Source organism: Paenibacillus sp. J31R122, from assembly GCF_056269185.1.
The window spans coordinates 210,855-228,603 of the sequence record NZ_JBWDNM010000006.1; the positions used below are offsets into that span (position 1 = coordinate 210,855).

Below are 17,749 nucleotides of genomic sequence, written 5' to 3' on the forward strand. Positions count from 1 at the left end.
AAATGAAAAGGCCTTCAGCGTAATTCCTAACGGAAACGCAGAAGGCCTTTTTTTCTATGACTATAGTGCATCAAATTACGCATCAAATTACCACAAATAGTAATGACACTCACCTACTCTTAAAACGCGCTAGCCACTAAAATTTTAAATAACAAGTAACCCAATGAGCGAATACAGAAGGAGGAGTAAGAAATGAAACAAACCATAGCGGAACCAAAGATGATCCGTAAGAAACAAAACTACCGAATGCAGCTATGGTTCGATGTAAGGAAAGAATGGGATCTCTATTTGCTGCTTATCCCAGGCATATTGTTCCTTCTGATTTTCAAGTATACACCTATGTACGGAATTATTATTGCCTTCAAAGATTTCAATATATTTGACGGTTACGGTGCCAGTCCATGGGTAGGCTTGAAGCATTTTGAGAAATTATTTACTTCACCTGATTTTTTTCTAGTTTTAAAAAATACGATCATTATCAGCCTTCTAAAAATCGGGATATTATTTCCACTACCGATTGTAATCGCTATTATGCTGAATGAACTGAAAAATATGATTTTCAAACGCACGATTCAGACTGTCATTTATTTACCGCATTTCTTGTCATGGGTTATCGTTAGCGGTTTGTTTATAGACATGCTTTCGGTTAACGGGGGATTAGTCAATAAGATGCTCGCTTCTTTTGGAATAGAGCCTATTGCCTTCTTCCTTGATAACAGCGTATTCCGCAGTGTGCTGGTTACGTCGGCGGGCTGGAAAGAGACAGGCTGGAGTACAATCGTTTACCTAGCTGCCTTCACGATGATTGATCCACAGCTTTATGAAGCTGCCAAAATCGATGGAGCAGGTAAGCTCAAGCAGCTATGGCATATTACGCTTCCGGGTATTGTACCAACGATCCTCTTGATGTTCATTCTACGACTGGGCAACATTCTTGAGGCGGGTACGGAACAGATTTTGGTCATGTACAATCCGACCGTATATAAGGTTTCCGACGTGATCGGCTCCTACGTTTATCGTATGGGTCTCGGCAATCAGGATTATAGTTTTACAACCGCAGTTGGATTGTTTGAAGCGGTTATATCCTTCACGCTTGTCGTTGCGGGCAATAACTTAAGTCGGAAATACTTGCAGCGGGGAATTTGGTAGAGGAGAGGAGCAATCACATATGGCTAATACGAGTTTAAACAATCCTGTACCTGCAGGCGGAATAGCAAAGTCTAATGCAATCAAAAGTAAACCGTCTGAGAAATTATTTACAGTCTTTAACTACGTGTTTTTTATACTCGCAGGTATCACCACATTGGTGCCCTTCATCAATCTGATCGCCAAGTCGTTCAGCAGTGAAGGAGCCGTTGTTTCAGGGAAAGTAGGATTACTTCCGATAGGCTTTCAGACTGGGACATATGGATATGTGCTGCAGGATTCCATGTTTCTTAATTCTTTGAAAATATCGATTCTCTTGACGATTGTCGGTACCGCTCTCAGTCTTCTCTTAACGACTTTGACTGCGTATCCGCTTTCGAAGACTAGGCTTCGCGGCAGAAAATGGCTTCTGCTTATGTTCATCTTCACGATGCTATTCAGTGGGGGACTTATCCCGGTATACCTGCTAATGAACAATTTGCATCTTGTTAATACGCTGGCTGTACTTATATTGCCAGGGATGGTGAGCGTCTTCAATATGCTGATCATCAAAAACTATTTTGAAGGCTTGCCGGATAGTTTGGAGGAATCAGCCAAGCTTGATGGAGCGGGAAACATTAGGACTCTGATATACGTCATGCTTCCATTATCTTTACCGGTTCTAGCTACAATCGCCTTGTTTTTCGCCGTTGGCTTTTGGAATGATTATTTTGCTTCAATGATCTACATTACCGATCCAGGCCTCAAGCCGCTGCAGCTATATTTGAAGGAATTACTTGTATCCTCTAGCGGTGAATTTATGAAGGAAAACATAGACGCTGCCCTTAACGTAACCCCTCAATCGATTCAGGCTGCATCCATCTTGCTTGCTACATTACCGATTCTAGTTGTCTATCCTTTTCTACAGAAGTACTTCGTTAAAGGCGTGTTAGTGGGTTCAGTTAAAGGATGATTTGATACGGCTGGAGAGGTGGTGGTGCTTCCATTACTGGCGGTATGGCTTGTGCGCCATATTCATCTACATGTGCAAGTGCTCGAGATAGCTAAACTTAAAGTGACTATGGGAGGTCCAACTATGTTAAAAAAATCAAAATCAACATTGCTTACTGCTGTTCTCGCAATAAATCTAGTAATCGCAGGCTGTGGCGGATCAAATGATCCAGCTCCATCTCCAACAAGCAAGCCTGCAGACGCAGCTACAAATGCTCCGTCTACTACGCCAGATGAGAAGAAGCCTAAGCTTCGCATGCTCCTACAATATTCGAATTTCGATCCTAACGTGGACTACACAGCGGGGTACCTGAAAGAGAAGACGGGCTACGATGTTAACTATGAGATGCTTCCTGCGGAGAACTATGATGAGAAACTAAATTTAATGGTTGCGAACAAAGAAGAATTTGACGTAATGAAGCTGAGCTCAGTCCAATTTTACAAATTGGCAACGTCAGGTGCCTTGGAACCGCTTGATGAGCTGATAAAAACTAATGGTAATTATATCAATGAAGCCGTTGATCAAAGTACATGGGAAAGTGCAACGATAGACGGCAAAGTATATGCCATTCCTGAAAAAGGATCAGGTGTTAGTGTCGGCGAGGAGCTGGTTGTTCGTCAAGACTGGATGGATGAGCTGAAGCTGATGGCACCTACAACTCCAGATGAGCTTTACACTGTGCTGAAAACGATTAAAGAGAAGAAAAAAATCGTACCACTTACAGGCAGCAAAGATTCAATTTATGGTGATATCGCGGCTGCATTCGGCGTGCCATTCGAATGGAAGGACGTGGATGGACAGTTGCTTCATAAAGCAGAGCTTCCTGCAATGAAGGATTTTCTTGCTTATATGAACAAGCTGTATGCAGAAGGTTTATTGGATCTTGAAATGCCGATTAATACTGGGGCTAAAGCGATAGAGAAGTTTACGAGCGGCAAAGCTGCTATGTTCAAGTTAGCATGGTGGAGTTCAACCGCTACGACAAGTGCTCTAGCAACGAACTTCCCTGATGCGAAAATCGGAATCATTCCTTATTTAAAAGGATCTGACGGTAAAGCAGTTGTTAGCGCGAATAATGCAACATCTTGGTTTATCGCTATTCCAAAAGCATCGAAACACAAAGAAGACGCGATGAAGCTTATAAATGCAAAGCTGGAGCCAGAAACATTTAAAGGTCTTGCGATTGGTACTGAAGGTGTTCACCATGAGTTCAAGGAAGATAAGTACTTCCCTATTTTGCCTAAATTCAATGATGATCTAACAAATGCTAGTGCGTACATGACGGGTGTAGATGAGAAAAACTACCCTACTTACTGGCAGGCGCGTGTAAGAAAAGATGCTAGTATACAGTTTTATTATGAATCATTCCAGAAAAATGCAGAAGGCCTGATTGTAGTTGATCCGTTGTCTTATGCACCACCGATCAATGCGGTTTCAACTAACAAACAAAAGCTGACTAAGCTGTTAGATGATAATGTAATGAAATTCATTAGTGGAGCTGAGCCTCTTGCTAATTATGACAAATTCCTTGCACAATGGAAATCCGAAGGCGGCGCAGATATGGTCAAAGCGGCCAACGAATGGTTCCAAACTACAAAGTAACATCGAGTCCATGGCTTGATGTTAGGTAAGAAGAAGGAATAGAAAAGCAGTTGCAAGCAGCAACTGCTTTTTCTTTTCAGAAGAATGTATCCGTTTTCAATGTGATGCTTATATTTCACGGTGCACCAAGATTCTACGTATAAGGACGGCGATATGTGTTTGTATTTAGATTAATTTATCATATGAAGGGTGGTTATATTTATGAAGAAACGCATCTTAAGAGTACTTCCCATGCTGCTTGTTATTCCAATGATCTTATCACTCATTTTTCCAGGTATATCTGCTTTTGCTTCAACAACCCCGACATCCTCTGACCCTGCTCCGAATGATGAACCCCAATTTGTGACAGATACCATTGCCGAGGCAGCAGCTGGCGTACAGCTAGTATCCAAGGACGGCAGCTATTTGCTAGAGATCAATCATACTAATAAAAATACAAATGGCCCTCCTCAGATGAGTAAATATGTAGCGTTATTTACAAGCGGTGCAAAGGTTACGAACACCACCAATGATAACGAGGTGTATGTTAAGCAGAAAAACTTAGCTATCCAAGTGAATGCAGACGGGAAGATTATTAAAGTGATTGGACCTGACAAGAATCACACGGGTGCGAACCCGCCTGCCGTGTGGGATGCGGATGAAACTATCGTGATTCCTACTGGTGGATATATCGTGCTAGCGAGCGATGATTCGTGGGGTAGCTCTATTCATCGTAAGCCATTATTCGAAAACTATCGTGAGGGAGACATGATTAAACTATTGAGAGAAGGGGTGGAGGTTACCGCGAGTGATTTCTTAAAAGCCGAGCCAAGTCCAAGCTCCAGCCCTAGCCCAACACCAAGTCCAAGTACAAGCCCGAGTCCAACACCAAGTCCGAGTACAAGCCCGAGTCCAACACCAAGTCCCGGAGCGGGTGATAAACTTGAAGTGGAAGCTGCTCCAATTGATATTACTATCGGTGTTGAAGGTCCGAAAAAAGTAATCAGTTATGTGGATAAAGATGTAACAGGGATAAGTAATATTGTTGCACTCTTTACTACTGATTTCGGACCGAAAATCACGGTGGCTCAATTTAATGTAGCAGTACAAGTAGATAAGAATAGTCAGGTGCTAAAGGTAGTTAACCAATCCTTAAATGGAAATCCGCCTAGTTGGACTGGTCCAACAGATCTCGAAATCCCAGATGGCGGTTATGTGCTGCTTGCTCAGGACGACAGTTATGCCACCAAAGACATCAAAAGTTATTTAGCTACCAAATTTAAAGTGGGAGACACGATCAAGCTGCGTAAAAATGATGAGGTCGTACCTGTGCGATATCTAATGAGCGGGAACGGCCCGATAGCAAAGCTTACTGTCGATAATTTTAAAATGTACACCGTAACGGAGAACTCAACAACCATAACAGGTATGGTCTCTAATGTTAAGGATTTCAGTAACATTGTACTTACACTGAATGAGACCGTTGTTCCAATTGCATCAAATGGTTCATTCTCTTACGCTTATCCAATTGCAAGCGGTACAAATTATGTAGATGTGACGGTAACTAAGAATGGGATGGAGCAGGACAAGCAGCATGTTGTCGTCTTTGGAAGACCGGGATTCTCATCAGAGAAAGAGGTCATTCTCTGGGTCGACCAAGCTGCTAATGCGAGGAAATTCCAGTCGAGCCAATCTGTTTTGAATTTTTTGAAGAAGGCTAAAGACAACGGAGTTACCTCTGTCGTATTTGATGTAAAGGGTGTCGAGGGGTTCGTTTCTTACAAAAAGAATGATCTGACGGGCAGGCCTTATGTGAGTGAGATTGAAGCGCCTGAGAAAGCAGGCTCCAATCCAGATTTGGATTTGCTGCAAGAATTTATTGATCATGGCCATGCTTTAGGATTGAAGATACATGCTGCAATTAATGTATTCGCGGAAGGATCTATTGCAAGCAATGAGTATGCGGTTCTTGATCAGCATCTTGACTGGGAAGAGCGGTTTTATTCTATCAAGGATAATGGTGTTATTAAACCTGTTCGTGAGAGTGCTGGGCGGGGGCTAGTCGCCTTTGTAAATCCAGCAAACAAGGATGTCCGTGAATATGAGCTTAAAACGTTCGAAGAGATCATCAAAAATTATGATGTAGATGGGGTTGTGCATGACCGTGGTCGTTACGACAATGAATCAGCTGACTTCAGCGAGGAGACGCGCATCCAATTTGAAGCGTTTTTAGAGGCGAGAAACAAGACGTTGGACAATTGGCCGACTGATATTTTTAAATATGAGAATGGTGCTCGGGTTGACGGTCCACTCATTCAGGATTGGTGGGAGTTCCGCTCCGGCGTAATCAAAAGCTTCTTTGGGGAAGCAAAAGCACTAGTCGATGATTATGAGATATCGAAGAAGAGAACGATACAAATATCCTCCTATGTTGGATCATGGTACGAGTCTTATTATCTGAACGGCGTGAATTGGGGAAGCACAAACTTCCGTAATGATACTAGACTAGGCTTAAATAAGGATGCTCTCTATACACCGGAATATTATGAAACGGGTTATATCGAAAATATTGACTTCCTAATGATCGGGGCCTATCAAACGACTCAGTCAGAGGTGGAGAAGTATATTACTTTGGGCAACATCGTAACGAATGGGGAACTACCTCTTTACGCAGGTATTGCGTTAACCAATGTTCAGGCGCCTGCACTGCAGCGCGAAATTTTCCAAGCAGGACTAAAGAATACAAATGGTTTAATGCTGTTTGACGCTTCGCAGATCAACTGGCCGGTTGCTTCTGCCGCGATTCGTGATGTGGAGTACGTGAAGGACTACCAGCTAGGAATAAGCATTCCAGGCAGTGAAAATTCGTTCATAGAGGGCAATTACCACAATATTAATTTGATTGAAGGCAACATAAACGTGCTATCGGATTCCTTCGGTTATTCAACCGGATCGTCCCGTTTCGGGGTAGAAGCGGTGGTTGACGTGAGTGGAAAGGTAACCAGAGTAGCGAATAGGAACCAAGCGATTAATTGGAGCTGGAATACTCCGGAAGAAACGAATAGCATCATTCCGCAAGGAGGCTTTGTCGTATCGACACTTGACCCATCTGGGACGAGAACGAAGCGACAGCTGATTGCGAACACTTACAAAATAGGAGATCAGGTAAGGTCTGCTTTGTTGAGTGGTTATCTAGATGATGAGGGTAAGGAAACAACCCAAAGCAATATCGAGTTGAAAGGACAGGTGGAGGTGCTCGGGAAAGGGCAGGCAACCATTCTGGTGAATAATAAGCCAGCTGTTCTAGATAATGGAAGCTTTACGGCCAACGTTGATCTATCCCTAGGTGAGAATACAATTGTGATTGAAGTATTTGTGGATGATTTATTAACCAATCGTAAATCGGTGAAGATCGTTAGAAAAGCGTCAGGTTCTACTGATAATGGCGGCAATGGCTATGTTAAGCCAGAACGTATTGCGGTAAAACGAGAGCTTGGCAGTGACGGCCGAAGCACGGCGATAGCTGCTGTGAATGAGAGCCTTATGCTGGAGGAATTAAAGCAGCTGCAATTGAATACTAGTTCTCTTCCTATCTTCACTTATACAGTAGAAGGCAAGGATGACCAAATTCAATTAAGCCTACCTGTCGGAGCATTAATGAAAGTTCTGAAGGAGCTTCCGGAAGGAATACTTGCAGTCGAGACTCACTTGGGCAGATTAGAGATTCCTATCCGTGCTTTGGAAAGCGCATTTGCTGGAGGAAGCGAGACAGATACACTGCAATTGGTTGTAGGGAAATCTAATGCTAAGCAAGCGGAAGACATGAATAAGCTGATCTCTCTAGGGGGCGGCACTCAGCTCGGTGATTCACTAGAGATTAAGTTGATACTGGTCGCAGCACAAACGAAGCAAGAGAGAACCTTGTCTATTTTGAATGGTTATGCTAAATGGACAATGGCTGTTCCAGCGGGGACGAATTCGGCTCGAATGACAGCTCTTTTATCTCGCTCGTCAGGCGGAGAGTTATTATTTGTTCCTGCCTTAATAAAAACAGAAGATGGAAACTCCTATGCAGAGCTGCTCTTAACGGGCAGTGGTAATTATGCAGTCATCAAAATGGAGAAAATCTTTGCCGATGTGAATGGACATTGGGCAGCAGATGATATTACATTGCTAGCTTCCAAATGGATTGTTCAAGGAATGGGCGGAAGTAGCAGTAAGTTTGCTCCTAATGAGCCGCTAACTCGCGCACAATTCGCCACACTGCTTGTACGTGCTCTTGGGCTCAGTGAAGATGCGGGATCAGCGAAGCTATCAGATGTGAAGGCTGATGACTGGTTCGCTGGTGCGGTAGGCGCGGCGAAAAACGCAGGATTAATCGCAGGCTTCGAGGACGGAACCTTCCGTCCGAATGCGGAAGTGACAAGAGAACAGATCAGCATCATGCTGCTTAATGCATTGAAATTTGTTGGAGTTGAGACGAAAGAAGTGGGTTCCGATGCTTTGGATCGTTTTAAGGATCGTGAAGCATTAGCGGCATGGTCAGAAGCGGCGGTTAATATTGTGGTACAGTCCGGTCTTATGGAAGGACGTCCGGATAATGGCTTTGATCCTCAAGCATCAGCAACTCGTGCCGAAGGAGCAGTAGTATTAAAAAGATTGCTGCAGCTCGCGGGTTTTATCAATGGGAATGGAGAAGCAAAGTAAGAGATTTTGAAAAAATATGACAGGTAATAGGGGTAGACAATTGCAGTAAGTGGCAAGCAGTAAGTGGCAAGCAGTAAGTGGTTAGAAGGTAGCGGTAAGTGATTAGCAGTAAGTGGTAGGTAGTAAGCAATAAGCAGAAGGTAATAGTCACATTGTGATGAGGTAATAGTTAAATGGTGGAGAGGGACCAGTCCCTTCTCTACCATTTTTTTTTTTGGTAGTAGTTGAAGTTTATGATAATAGTGATAGTTAAGATGATGATTGTAATTGTAATTGTGATGGTGGCTCAGCTTCTATTGTCACTCATTACGGGCAAATTTTTTATCCGGCCCAAAAGCTTGAATAGCATAAATGATGAGATCGATTAGGGAAAATAAAATGGCTACAAATAGGACGGAACTGGTAATTCCAAATGCAATTAATACCATAGGATCAACCAAAATACCAAGAATGATAAGTAAAAAAGCAAAGCAACCGTTTAGACTGATATAAGTACCACAGCATACCGTTGCGATTAGGAAAGGATGATAATCGGAAATTAACTTTTTGAATTTTAAGCTTAATACTTCACTAGATATGGAGCAGGGCATTCCGAAGAGTAATAATAAAGCGCCAGAAAGTACCGCTCCGGATATATAGCTAATAAATTGCTCTGTAAAAGCATGAATAAGTATAAACGGCATTATCCCTAGGGACAGGATGCATACGACTAGTAGTTTTCTTACAATTAATCGTTTCCAGTCCACTAACGTTCCTCCTCAATGTGGTTAAACATATCATTTTAGATTTACCATCTCCTGTTACATAAATGGCTAAATCCAGCGTGATTACTTAAAACCTTATGCGAACGGGGCAGTGCGGTGTGTGCAATGTGATGAGATGCGATAGTGTGCGATAGTATGTAAAGCATCCAGTTACTAGCTGTATTTGAATGAGTAACAAGGGATTGGCGATTAGAATGGAAATTGTACAATCAAAACCTGGTATTTTCATTTTTTCAGAGGTTTGATTGTAAATCATCCAATCAAATAGGTAGTTAGGAATGTTTTTTCATCAAAACGGACGATTAGGTTGGATGAAATACAGTCTGAGGTCTACTATCACGTTTTAACGTAGATTTGATTGGATGAAATACAGTCAAATCCGGAAAAGGATCAATAAAGATGAAACAATTTCCACTTTAAAATTCAAAAATTGTCACATGAAGATTCAGTAGTTATTAATTAAGATTTAAAAATTGTCACATGAAGATCTAGTAGTTATTAATTAAAAATTAATAACTTATCACTTAAAAATCCAATAATTATCACATAAAATATGAGCCATTCAAACCATCAGTCATCCGTTGTTTATAGTTTTGATTTACATAAATAGTAACTAATCTAAATGGATTCAGACAGTCCTATCTTTTATAGAACCCATTTCCAACAAGCTACTACCGCCACTGCTGCTGACAACACCAAAAAAGCCGCCGAATTCTAGGTGGCAGCCGGGCGCAGTAGCTCTAAACAATTTACTTAATGATAACAGCCTCTCTAGACTCAGAGGACAGGTAGATAGCGTCGATGATTTTCATAATGGTTAATGAATTTTCCAATGTAGTATAGGGCTGTTTATTTTCTGCAATGGAAGAAGCAAAGTCTCGTATAGGGCCGTCGTGCACGCCGCTCCATGGCTCAGAACCGCTCCAGATTACTTTAGGAATTACGCCATGCTCGGCGGAAGCCTCATGGAAAATCAGTTCTTTGTTGTCTCCGGGCAGCAGTTGCAGTGTTAGTGTGCCGCGACTGCCTACAATTTTCCAAGCTTGCTCAGATGAGCCTGCTACCTGAGTTCCTCGCTCATAAGATAGAATGACTCCGTTTTCGCATTGAATGAAGGCCGCTGCATGTGTCTCAGCATCTGAGCCTGGGGCCAAATAAGCATTAAACTCCTCTGGAATTGTCCATAATTGTCCAAGTACCGTAGTCGGTATAATCGACCAGCCAGTAATGCCAAGCATATAATCCAAGTCATAAACGCCCCAATCTGCGAGTACCCCTCCGCCGTTTAATGATTTTTTTAACTGCCAAAGCGGCGGGATTTGCTGCGGCCTGCGAGCTGCATTTATATTCCGGCAGCGGATGATCCGAATGTCACCAAGCTTCCCGCTGCTTATATATGCCTTAGCAAAACGAGCGGAATCAAAATATCGGTAGCGTGCTGAGCAGCAACCGGCTATTAGATTTCCTCGGGCCCGGAGCAGCAGCTCGATTTCTTGCGCATTCATAGCTGTAGGTTTTTCAATTAACACATGCTTACCCGCTGCGAATGCCTGAAGTGCTAGTTTTGTTCGTATGTGGGTTGGAAGGGCTAGGACGACACCTTCAATATCTGCTCGATTTAACATTTGATCTATTGAAGTATAAGAAGATGGGATATTAAAGCGCTCCGCAGCCTGACAAGCTGCTTCCTCCGAAGCGTCACAGACAGCAACAACCTCGATTTCTTCTATAGCAGAAGCATATTGCAAATGAACCTGACCCATAACACCGCATCCCACGATACCGAGCTTAACTTTACGCATCAAATAGCTCTCCTTTTTCTTGATAAGATTGTCTTAATTCGAGATACTGTACGGGGACAAAAGAAACTGGTGCAAGGGCTTTAAGAGCCAGTTGCACCAGTTGGACGTTCTTTATTATGAAGAAGAGGGTACCAAAAATCTGCTCGATTCTATGAAGAAGAAACTACTAAGAACATGCGTACAACGCCTTCGTGACTATATACGATTAAAGGTTGAACACCGTTCTTATTCACGGTCACATTTCCGGCTGCATCGACTGTTACGGCATCAGGAACCAAGGACAAGTATCTGACCTGACCATTAGGGAAAGAAGCGGTAAATGCTTCACCTACTAGCTGGGGCAAATGTATGGAATTACCGGAGGTTACTTTATACCGGAATTCCGATGAACCATTACCCTTTCGAATAGGCCCATGCCAGCCCTCCATAATCGTATGGATGGATTGGAGCGTACCGCTGATTATAGCTGTTCTACTGCGAAGCTCATTAGCCCTGCTTTCTAGTACTGGCGAAATCATATTTGGCAAATTCGCTACTTTGGAGCTGGCTTCGTCGGAGAGAGACTGCGACTCGTTAAATACTGTCTGAATCGAGTTCGGAACAGCTCCTGTTCCAGCTGATGAAGCATTCGATTGAAGTAGAGCGGCGAGCTGATTTAACGAAGCTTCAGCTAATTCCACTGACTTGTTAGTGTCTATTATCGATGTAAGAGCAGCTAAGCGGGCTAATAGACTCGTCTTTTCAGTTCCATCTGGCAGTAAGTTCACAATGGCGGCAGCATTTTTGCGATCTGCCTCAAGCAGCGTATGCTCAGCCTTCATGACTGATATTTCATTGGGTACTTTATCCTCTGTACCTCCCGCAAAATAGATGGAGAAGGGTAGGGAAGCAGAAGGCATAACCATCATCCGCAACTGATAGCTATTATCCGTCGTAACCGAAACTGTGGTATTACGGGCAAAATGATTGTTAATGGCAGCTCCGCCATTCAGTTGGAAATTGACGAAGCCTGGATTAGATCCATTGCTGCCGTAAAGCGTGTGAACGACCGGATATCCGGTACTATTTTGAATTCGAACATTAACCTCATAATCGGTATACCAATAAGCAAGCCGCAGCTTATTCAGTGTTGATGTAATAAACCGAACCTCTCGTTGCTCCACAGCATTCCCATTTGTATCCCAACGAGTCATCAGCTTCTCTTGCTCGCCTGAATAGCCCATATCTGCCTGATTAATACCGAGAAACGGATTATCCGGGGTTAACTCAATATCAATCGTCCCATTTCGTCCCCAATGATCCAATAAGCCACGGTAATCATCAGATCTGTCGGCTGTTGCATTCGTACGAGCTATGGTATCAGCTTCCGCATAAGGAGTTGGGTCCGATATATCTGAAGTCGTCACGACGTGGGACATCAGAATAGAGGCATCCGAACCATCAATAGCATGCTCTGCTTTATACTCTGCAAAAACAACCATTGCTTCCTCTAAGGCCACGTCGTCATCATCAGAAAATTTGAAGTAAAATGAACCGTGAGCAGGGATCGTAGCTATCTTCTGCTTGCTCGGTACCGCGTTCATAAATTGCATAGTCGTGTCGCTCGCTGCAACAGTCACATAAGTATCACTATAGGCTTCAATTACACGGAAGAAGTCTACAGCTTGATCAGAAGTGTTTTTGATATGAAGCCAGAATTTGAGTGTGCTGCCGGTATTGTTGTAATGAGAAGCCCAAAAACGGAAGGGCCCTGTTACAGTGTCACGGTACAGTGTTGTGTTGTACTGACCGGTAATCACACTTCCATCTGGCCGTAACGATCCGTTCTTATGAAGCGATTCAGGGGCATTAGATACAAACACCTGACCACCAGTGGGTGTGAAGGCTACGCGATCTGTGTTAGCAGGCAGTATGTTTTTTGGAAAGTTGATTGGAATTTCTTCTCCTGGTGAATAGGCTAGAGCAGCCTGATTGCCTGCTCCTCCAAATACGATAAGCATGATCAGTAGTACCAGCATTCCTTTAGGTTTCTTCATAATAAATAACCTCCTTAGGATGGGGAACGGCCTGTGATCGTTCGTATATGAAACTTTCTTCTTATGAGTAATGAATAAAGAAATGAATTAAGAGAAATGAATTTCTTTACCCAAAGCTGCTGATTCATAGATACCGCATAAAATTTTCATCATTTCCACACCGTCTTCCACTGGGCTAAGAGTTTCTTTTTTCCCTTGGCAAACCTCTACGAAGTAGTTAATCTCATCCTGGAATCCGACCATGAAGTCAAAGGATGGACTATCGATTTGAGGAGAAATATTAAGTATCGTATCATGCTTCTCAGAAACGAAGGTCAGCTTTGGCTCTAGCTCTACTCCTCCTGTTTCTCCAAATAGCTTAACCGTAAGCTCATCTTCCTTGGCGTGCAAAGTGAAGCTGACATCAACGTAAAGTGAAGCGCCGTTCTCAAAGCGGATAAGCGCATTAGCCATATCCTCTACAGTATTGTGTTCCGCGTCATAATCAGCAGCTTTATAAAATTTAAGATTGGATACGTTAGCGCGGTTGCCAAGTCGGTTATACGTATTGCCGCTGATTGATTTGACTTTGGGTCTGCCCATCAGATACCAGCATAAATCGATAACATGTACACCAAGGTCAATAACTGGCCCGCCGCCCGAACGCTCAATATCGGAGAACCAACCGCCGGGATTGCCTAGTCTGCGAATACAGGAAGCTTTGGCATAATAAATTGGTCCGATCTCGCCGCCGTCCATAAACGATTTAACGATGCGCGTATTGGATGCATAGCGGCGAACGAAGCCTACCTGAAGCGTTTTGCCGGAATCACGAACAGCCTGCTCGACTTCCAGAGCTTGCTCTACAGTTTGACATAACGGTTTTTCAACAAGGACATTTTTACCGGCCTTGAGCGCTGCTATGCTAATCTCGGCATGCGAATTATTCCACGTACAAATGCTAACCGCATCAATGTCAGGGTTGGACAAAAGCTCATTGTAGTCAGTATAGACATGACGAATGTCGTATTTCTCTGCCTTTAATTGTGCGCGTTCTTCTTTTAGATCACATATGGCAAGAAGCTCGACGTTTGCATTTTTATGGTAGGAGCTAACATGCATTTCAGAGATGGATCCAGCCCCAATTACACCAATTCGAATTTTTTTAGTCATCGTCATCACCTCAACAGTTATTTGTAGTACGTTAAACCGGGCGGATAGAAGGCCAGCTGAGCTCAATGCCCAAGGAGACAAGATAGCGTTGGAAATCAGCTAAGTGCTGCTCGCTATTTCGCAAAGTCCTCGGCAGAATACCGTGATCCAAACAGTAGCTTGCGCATAAGCCTGCTGCTTCCCCGATATTCCATTCCACGGGATGAAGTCGGTAGCAGCCGTTTGTAATATGTGTAACGCCGATATTTTTGCAGGCAGCCAGCATGTTGTTTACACGTACTGGAATGAGACTGCCGAGCGGAATCTGAAAAGGTAGAGAGGATATATCGATATAAGGACGGTTGCATGTACTCGGATGGAGGTCGATACGATAGCAGCCGATACCGACTGAGTCGTAGAATGTTTCGGCTTTTCCATCAGGGCGTGAGTCTGTCGCTACATGCTGCTCAAGTACTGTAAATTCAGCTTTGATCCGTCTGGATTCACGTATGTATGGATACATTGCGAGTCCATCCTCAGTGCCGACAACATCTGGTCTTAAGCGTAAGCCGGGATATCCCGATCCGCCGTCAGGCCGAGGAGCTTCGGTTTGCAGCCAATATAGCAAGGAAAGACTAAGTTGTTTTGCTTGATAGAGATGCAGATCGCGTTCTTCATCAGATACATCAATGATAGAGCCAAGCCAATAATCATTCTGAGGCCAATTGACCAAAGTAACCGAGCTATTGAATGTTCCTTCTTCAAAATGCAGCTGATCGAGAATTTGTCTGTATAGGAATAGTGGGAATCTGTCTGTGCCCGGAAAAATTTCATAGGTTACAGGATCCATCGTAGCGGGCTTGGCTCCAACCAAGCTAAGCAGACGATCCGGCCAGAAATCAGCTTTGTAATCTTTCCAAAAGTCATAAAGCTGCGGCTTGTCGATGGTATGGTCTTCACCTTCTAAATAGTCCATTGCAAAGCAGTAGGTGAAGCCCTGCATATCCATCGGCAGTGCATCACCATCCACAGCATGCGGTTCGCCCGTTTGCTGCTTCGATTCCGCTCCTATAACATACTCGACGTCAGCTGCAGGAAGTAGATCGCCAAGTTCCGTTGCATCTAGAAAGTAGGGAGCAATGAGTTCCACAGTATCTCCTGAATCCAAGCTTCGAACGGTTACAGATACAATATCGTCACCATCAACATCTGCTTCTTGAAGCACATGACGATCTAGTAGGGTGAGACGGCCACTGTGCACGTATGGAGCAAGCATTTCATGCAGCACTGCAACTGCGGCACGTGGCTCGTGGCAAAGTCGACTTACGATTCCACTGCCAGGATTAAGCTGCTTATTAGCTCGAGCTTTAGGCGTTACGGGGAAGTTGCGCTTATAGTAATCACGAATACCATCGCGAAATTCACGATAGCTTCTTGTGCATCCGAACGATTCAATCCATGGATGCTCATCGGGCGGAACGGCTTGGCTTGTTAATTGTCCACCAATCCAGCCAGTCTCCTCTGTCATAATGACTTGCTTGCCTGCTTTTGCTGCTGCAAGGGCTGCGGCAACCCCGCCGGTGCTTCCGCCAACTATGACAATATCGGCATACATTTTGCGTTCCATATGATTAGTCTCCTTTGTGGTCACTTGCTCTAGTTTGCTTTCATTATAGAAGCGCACCTCATGTAAAAGTAGGGTAGAGAGATGACCATTTATGGTAAATTGATGTGGATTTCGCAAAGGACGGATTTAGTTCGAGGTGTGGTAAAAAATAATGTAGGTAAGAGAGAACTTTTCTATCGCCAATAGTTTTTCTGTATGTTAATATTTCCCTTAAATCATTAGTGCGGAAGGGGATCAGAATTAGACATGAAAATGGCATTTATACTTTTTGATGGCATGACGACAATGGACTTTATTGGTTTTTATGAGGCAGTAACGAGTATAGGTATAATGAAAGCTATTGATAATGTATCGTGGGATTTCTGTTCCAATAAGGAGGAAGTAACCGATGATAGGGGGATGACCATAAAAGTTAAGGATGTGTATCCCGATCTGTCTGTTTATGACCTTCTATTTATCCCAGGAGGATTTGCTACGAGAAAGCTTAGATACGATACTGATTTTATTTCGTGGATTCAAACAGGGGAGGCTGTTGAATATAAAGCATCCGTTTGTACGGGAGCTTTGCTGCTTGGCGCGGCTGGGTTTTTGAATGGAAAAAAAGCTACAACGAATCCAAAGGCATACGATTTATTAACACCCTATTGCTCGGAGGTCATCAAGGCTCGAATTGTAAGGGACGGTAATCTATTTACGGGCGGCGGAGTAACGGCATCCATAGATTTAGGCTTGTATTTAATCGAATCACTTACAAACGCTGAGTTTGCGCAACAAGCGCGAGTGATGCTGGATTATCCGTACTATAAGCCAGGTAATTTAACGGATATTTATATGCCTCTTGATTAGTCTAAAGAAACATGAAGTAGTTTAGCGTTCTATGACAGTTACTCTATCGTGGATGATGAAAATTAGAGTAGGGAGGCTTCCAATGATGGAGCTGCCTCCTCGATCTCCTTCTGAATGCCCCTTAACGTGAAGCAGCTGTTGATCGGTTAACAACCTCCACGTATTATCACCCCTCCTCCCGAAACTGGGTTGGTGTCATTCCAATCGTTTTTTTGAAAATTTTCGAGAAGTAAAAAGGGTCTTCGTAACCGACTTCCTCGGCAATCTGATTAATCAACTTATCCGTTCGACGAAGCAAATCTTGTGATTGTTGTATACGTAAAAATTGAATATAGGTGGTAATGGTGATGCCTGAGTATTTCTTGAATACATTGCATATGTATTCATATTTAAGATTGAGAGTTTGCTCATAGAAAGCTTTAGTCTTATCTTTAGTAAACGATTCCTCTAGAAAATTCACGATTCTCCTATAGGTTAGGAATGAAGCTGGTAAAGCGGGGTCAACATTGCGATTTCGAAGCGTCTCGTCTGCGACCCTCTCAATAATAGTCCACAATAAGAGGGAAATACGGACATGAAAGTAGCCTTGCGGGCGTTCTAATTCTCGTAATAGTCTCTCAAACAAGACCATAAGCTCGAATCGTCCTTGCGTCGGCATTCTTTGAGGGATGAGTATGCGTATCTGATTTCCAGAGAAGGTGCGCAGCTCATTGGATTCGGGCATCAGAAGGTGGAAATCTTCATTATTCAACACTTTGTCATCAATAAGCTCGAGCTTTATGTCAGAGGAAAATTGAATCCAGAAGAAACCTGCATGCTCCTCTAATGGCTTCCAGCCCTGATGCTCCTGCCAAGGAGCGAGTAGAAGGAACTCTCCTGAATGCAGCGTCAATTGAACGCCATCCATTTCTAGATAGACGGGTCCATCAATGACGAGAATAAGATTATAGTGCGGGTTGCTGTGAGGTGTTTTGAAGAATGAAGAGTTCCCTTTGTGGATATTCGCCCACTTCACCTCTAAGTGCGTACGGCTATTTAACGAGAAAAACATCCAGTTCACCTCTAAGATTTAATGATGCGAACATCTTAATACCGTCCATTCTCAGCAAGAGGAAATG

11 protein-coding genes are annotated in these 17,749 nt (G+C 43.3%); 5 read left to right on the forward strand and 6 right to left on the reverse strand.

The genetic code is table 11. The features are described from left to right. The first annotated feature begins 192 nt into the window (after positions 1-192). The 4 genes from AC0YN7_RS12300 (at position 193) to AC0YN7_RS12315 (ending at position 8,425) form a co-directional block, all read left to right on the forward strand. Positions 193-1,149, forward strand: coding sequence for an ABC transporter permease (locus AC0YN7_RS12300; RefSeq protein ID WP_475810292.1), 957 nt, complete (start codon positions 193-195; stop codon positions 1,147-1,149). A 19-nt stretch (positions 1,150-1,168) separates the two neighbouring features. Beyond that, complete coding sequence (locus AC0YN7_RS12305; protein WP_475810293.1) at positions 1,169-2,098, forward strand: carbohydrate ABC transporter permease; 930 nt, start codon at positions 1,169-1,171, stop codon at positions 2,096-2,098. Positions 2,099-2,221: 123 nt separating this feature from the next. Then, entirely contained in the window at positions 2,222-3,739 is a 1,518-nt protein-coding gene (locus AC0YN7_RS12310) for an extracellular solute-binding protein (protein WP_475810294.1), read from the forward strand. 201 nt (positions 3,740-3,940) lie between these two features. Further along, the gene (locus AC0YN7_RS12315) at positions 3,941-8,425 is read left to right on the forward strand and encodes an S-layer homology domain-containing protein (protein ID WP_475810295.1); all 4,485 of its coding nucleotides are present in this window, start codon (positions 3,941-3,943) and stop codon (positions 8,423-8,425) included. Between the two features lie 299 nt (positions 8,426-8,724). On the opposite strand, the gene AC0YN7_RS12320 is transcribed toward AC0YN7_RS12315, so the two are convergent. The 5 genes from AC0YN7_RS12320 to AC0YN7_RS12340 all read right to left on the reverse strand — a co-directional run bounded on the left by AC0YN7_RS12320 (position 8,725) and on the right by AC0YN7_RS12340 (position 15,785). Next, a complete protein-coding gene (locus AC0YN7_RS12320) occupies positions 8,725-9,171 on the reverse strand; it encodes a hypothetical protein (RefSeq protein ID WP_475810296.1) in 447 nt (148 codons plus the stop codon). Between the two features lie 767 nt (positions 9,172-9,938). Continuing rightward, positions 9,939-10,991, reverse strand: coding sequence for a Gfo/Idh/MocA family protein (locus AC0YN7_RS12325; protein WP_475810297.1), 1,053 nt, complete (start codon positions 10,989-10,991; stop codon positions 9,939-9,941). Positions 10,992-11,140: 149 nt separating this feature from the next. After that, positions 11,141-13,027, reverse strand: coding sequence for a hypothetical protein (locus tag AC0YN7_RS12330; RefSeq protein ID WP_475810298.1), 1,887 nt, complete (start codon positions 13,025-13,027; stop codon positions 11,141-11,143). A gap of 87 nt (positions 13,028-13,114) precedes the next feature. After that, on the reverse strand, positions 13,115-14,179 hold the full coding sequence (locus tag AC0YN7_RS12335) for a Gfo/Idh/MocA family protein (RefSeq protein ID WP_475810299.1): 1,065 nt from the start codon (positions 14,177-14,179) through the stop codon (positions 13,115-13,117). Positions 14,180-14,210: 31 nt separating this feature from the next. Continuing rightward, entirely contained in the window at positions 14,211-15,785 is a 1,575-nt protein-coding gene (locus AC0YN7_RS12340; protein WP_475810300.1) for an FAD-dependent oxidoreductase, read from the reverse strand. Between the two features lie 246 nt (positions 15,786-16,031). Here AC0YN7_RS12340 and AC0YN7_RS12345 point away from each other — a divergent pair, with 246 nt between their 5' ends. Continuing rightward, a complete protein-coding gene (locus AC0YN7_RS12345; protein WP_475810301.1) occupies positions 16,032-16,631 on the forward strand; it encodes a DJ-1/PfpI family protein in 600 nt (199 codons plus the stop codon). A 166-nt stretch (positions 16,632-16,797) separates the two neighbouring features. On the opposite strand, the gene AC0YN7_RS12350 is transcribed toward AC0YN7_RS12345, so the two are convergent. Beyond that, positions 16,798-17,682, reverse strand: a complete 885-nt coding sequence (locus AC0YN7_RS12350; protein ID WP_475810302.1) for a helix-turn-helix transcriptional regulator — start codon at positions 17,680-17,682, stop codon at positions 16,798-16,800. Between the last annotated feature and the right edge of the window lie 67 nt (positions 17,683-17,749).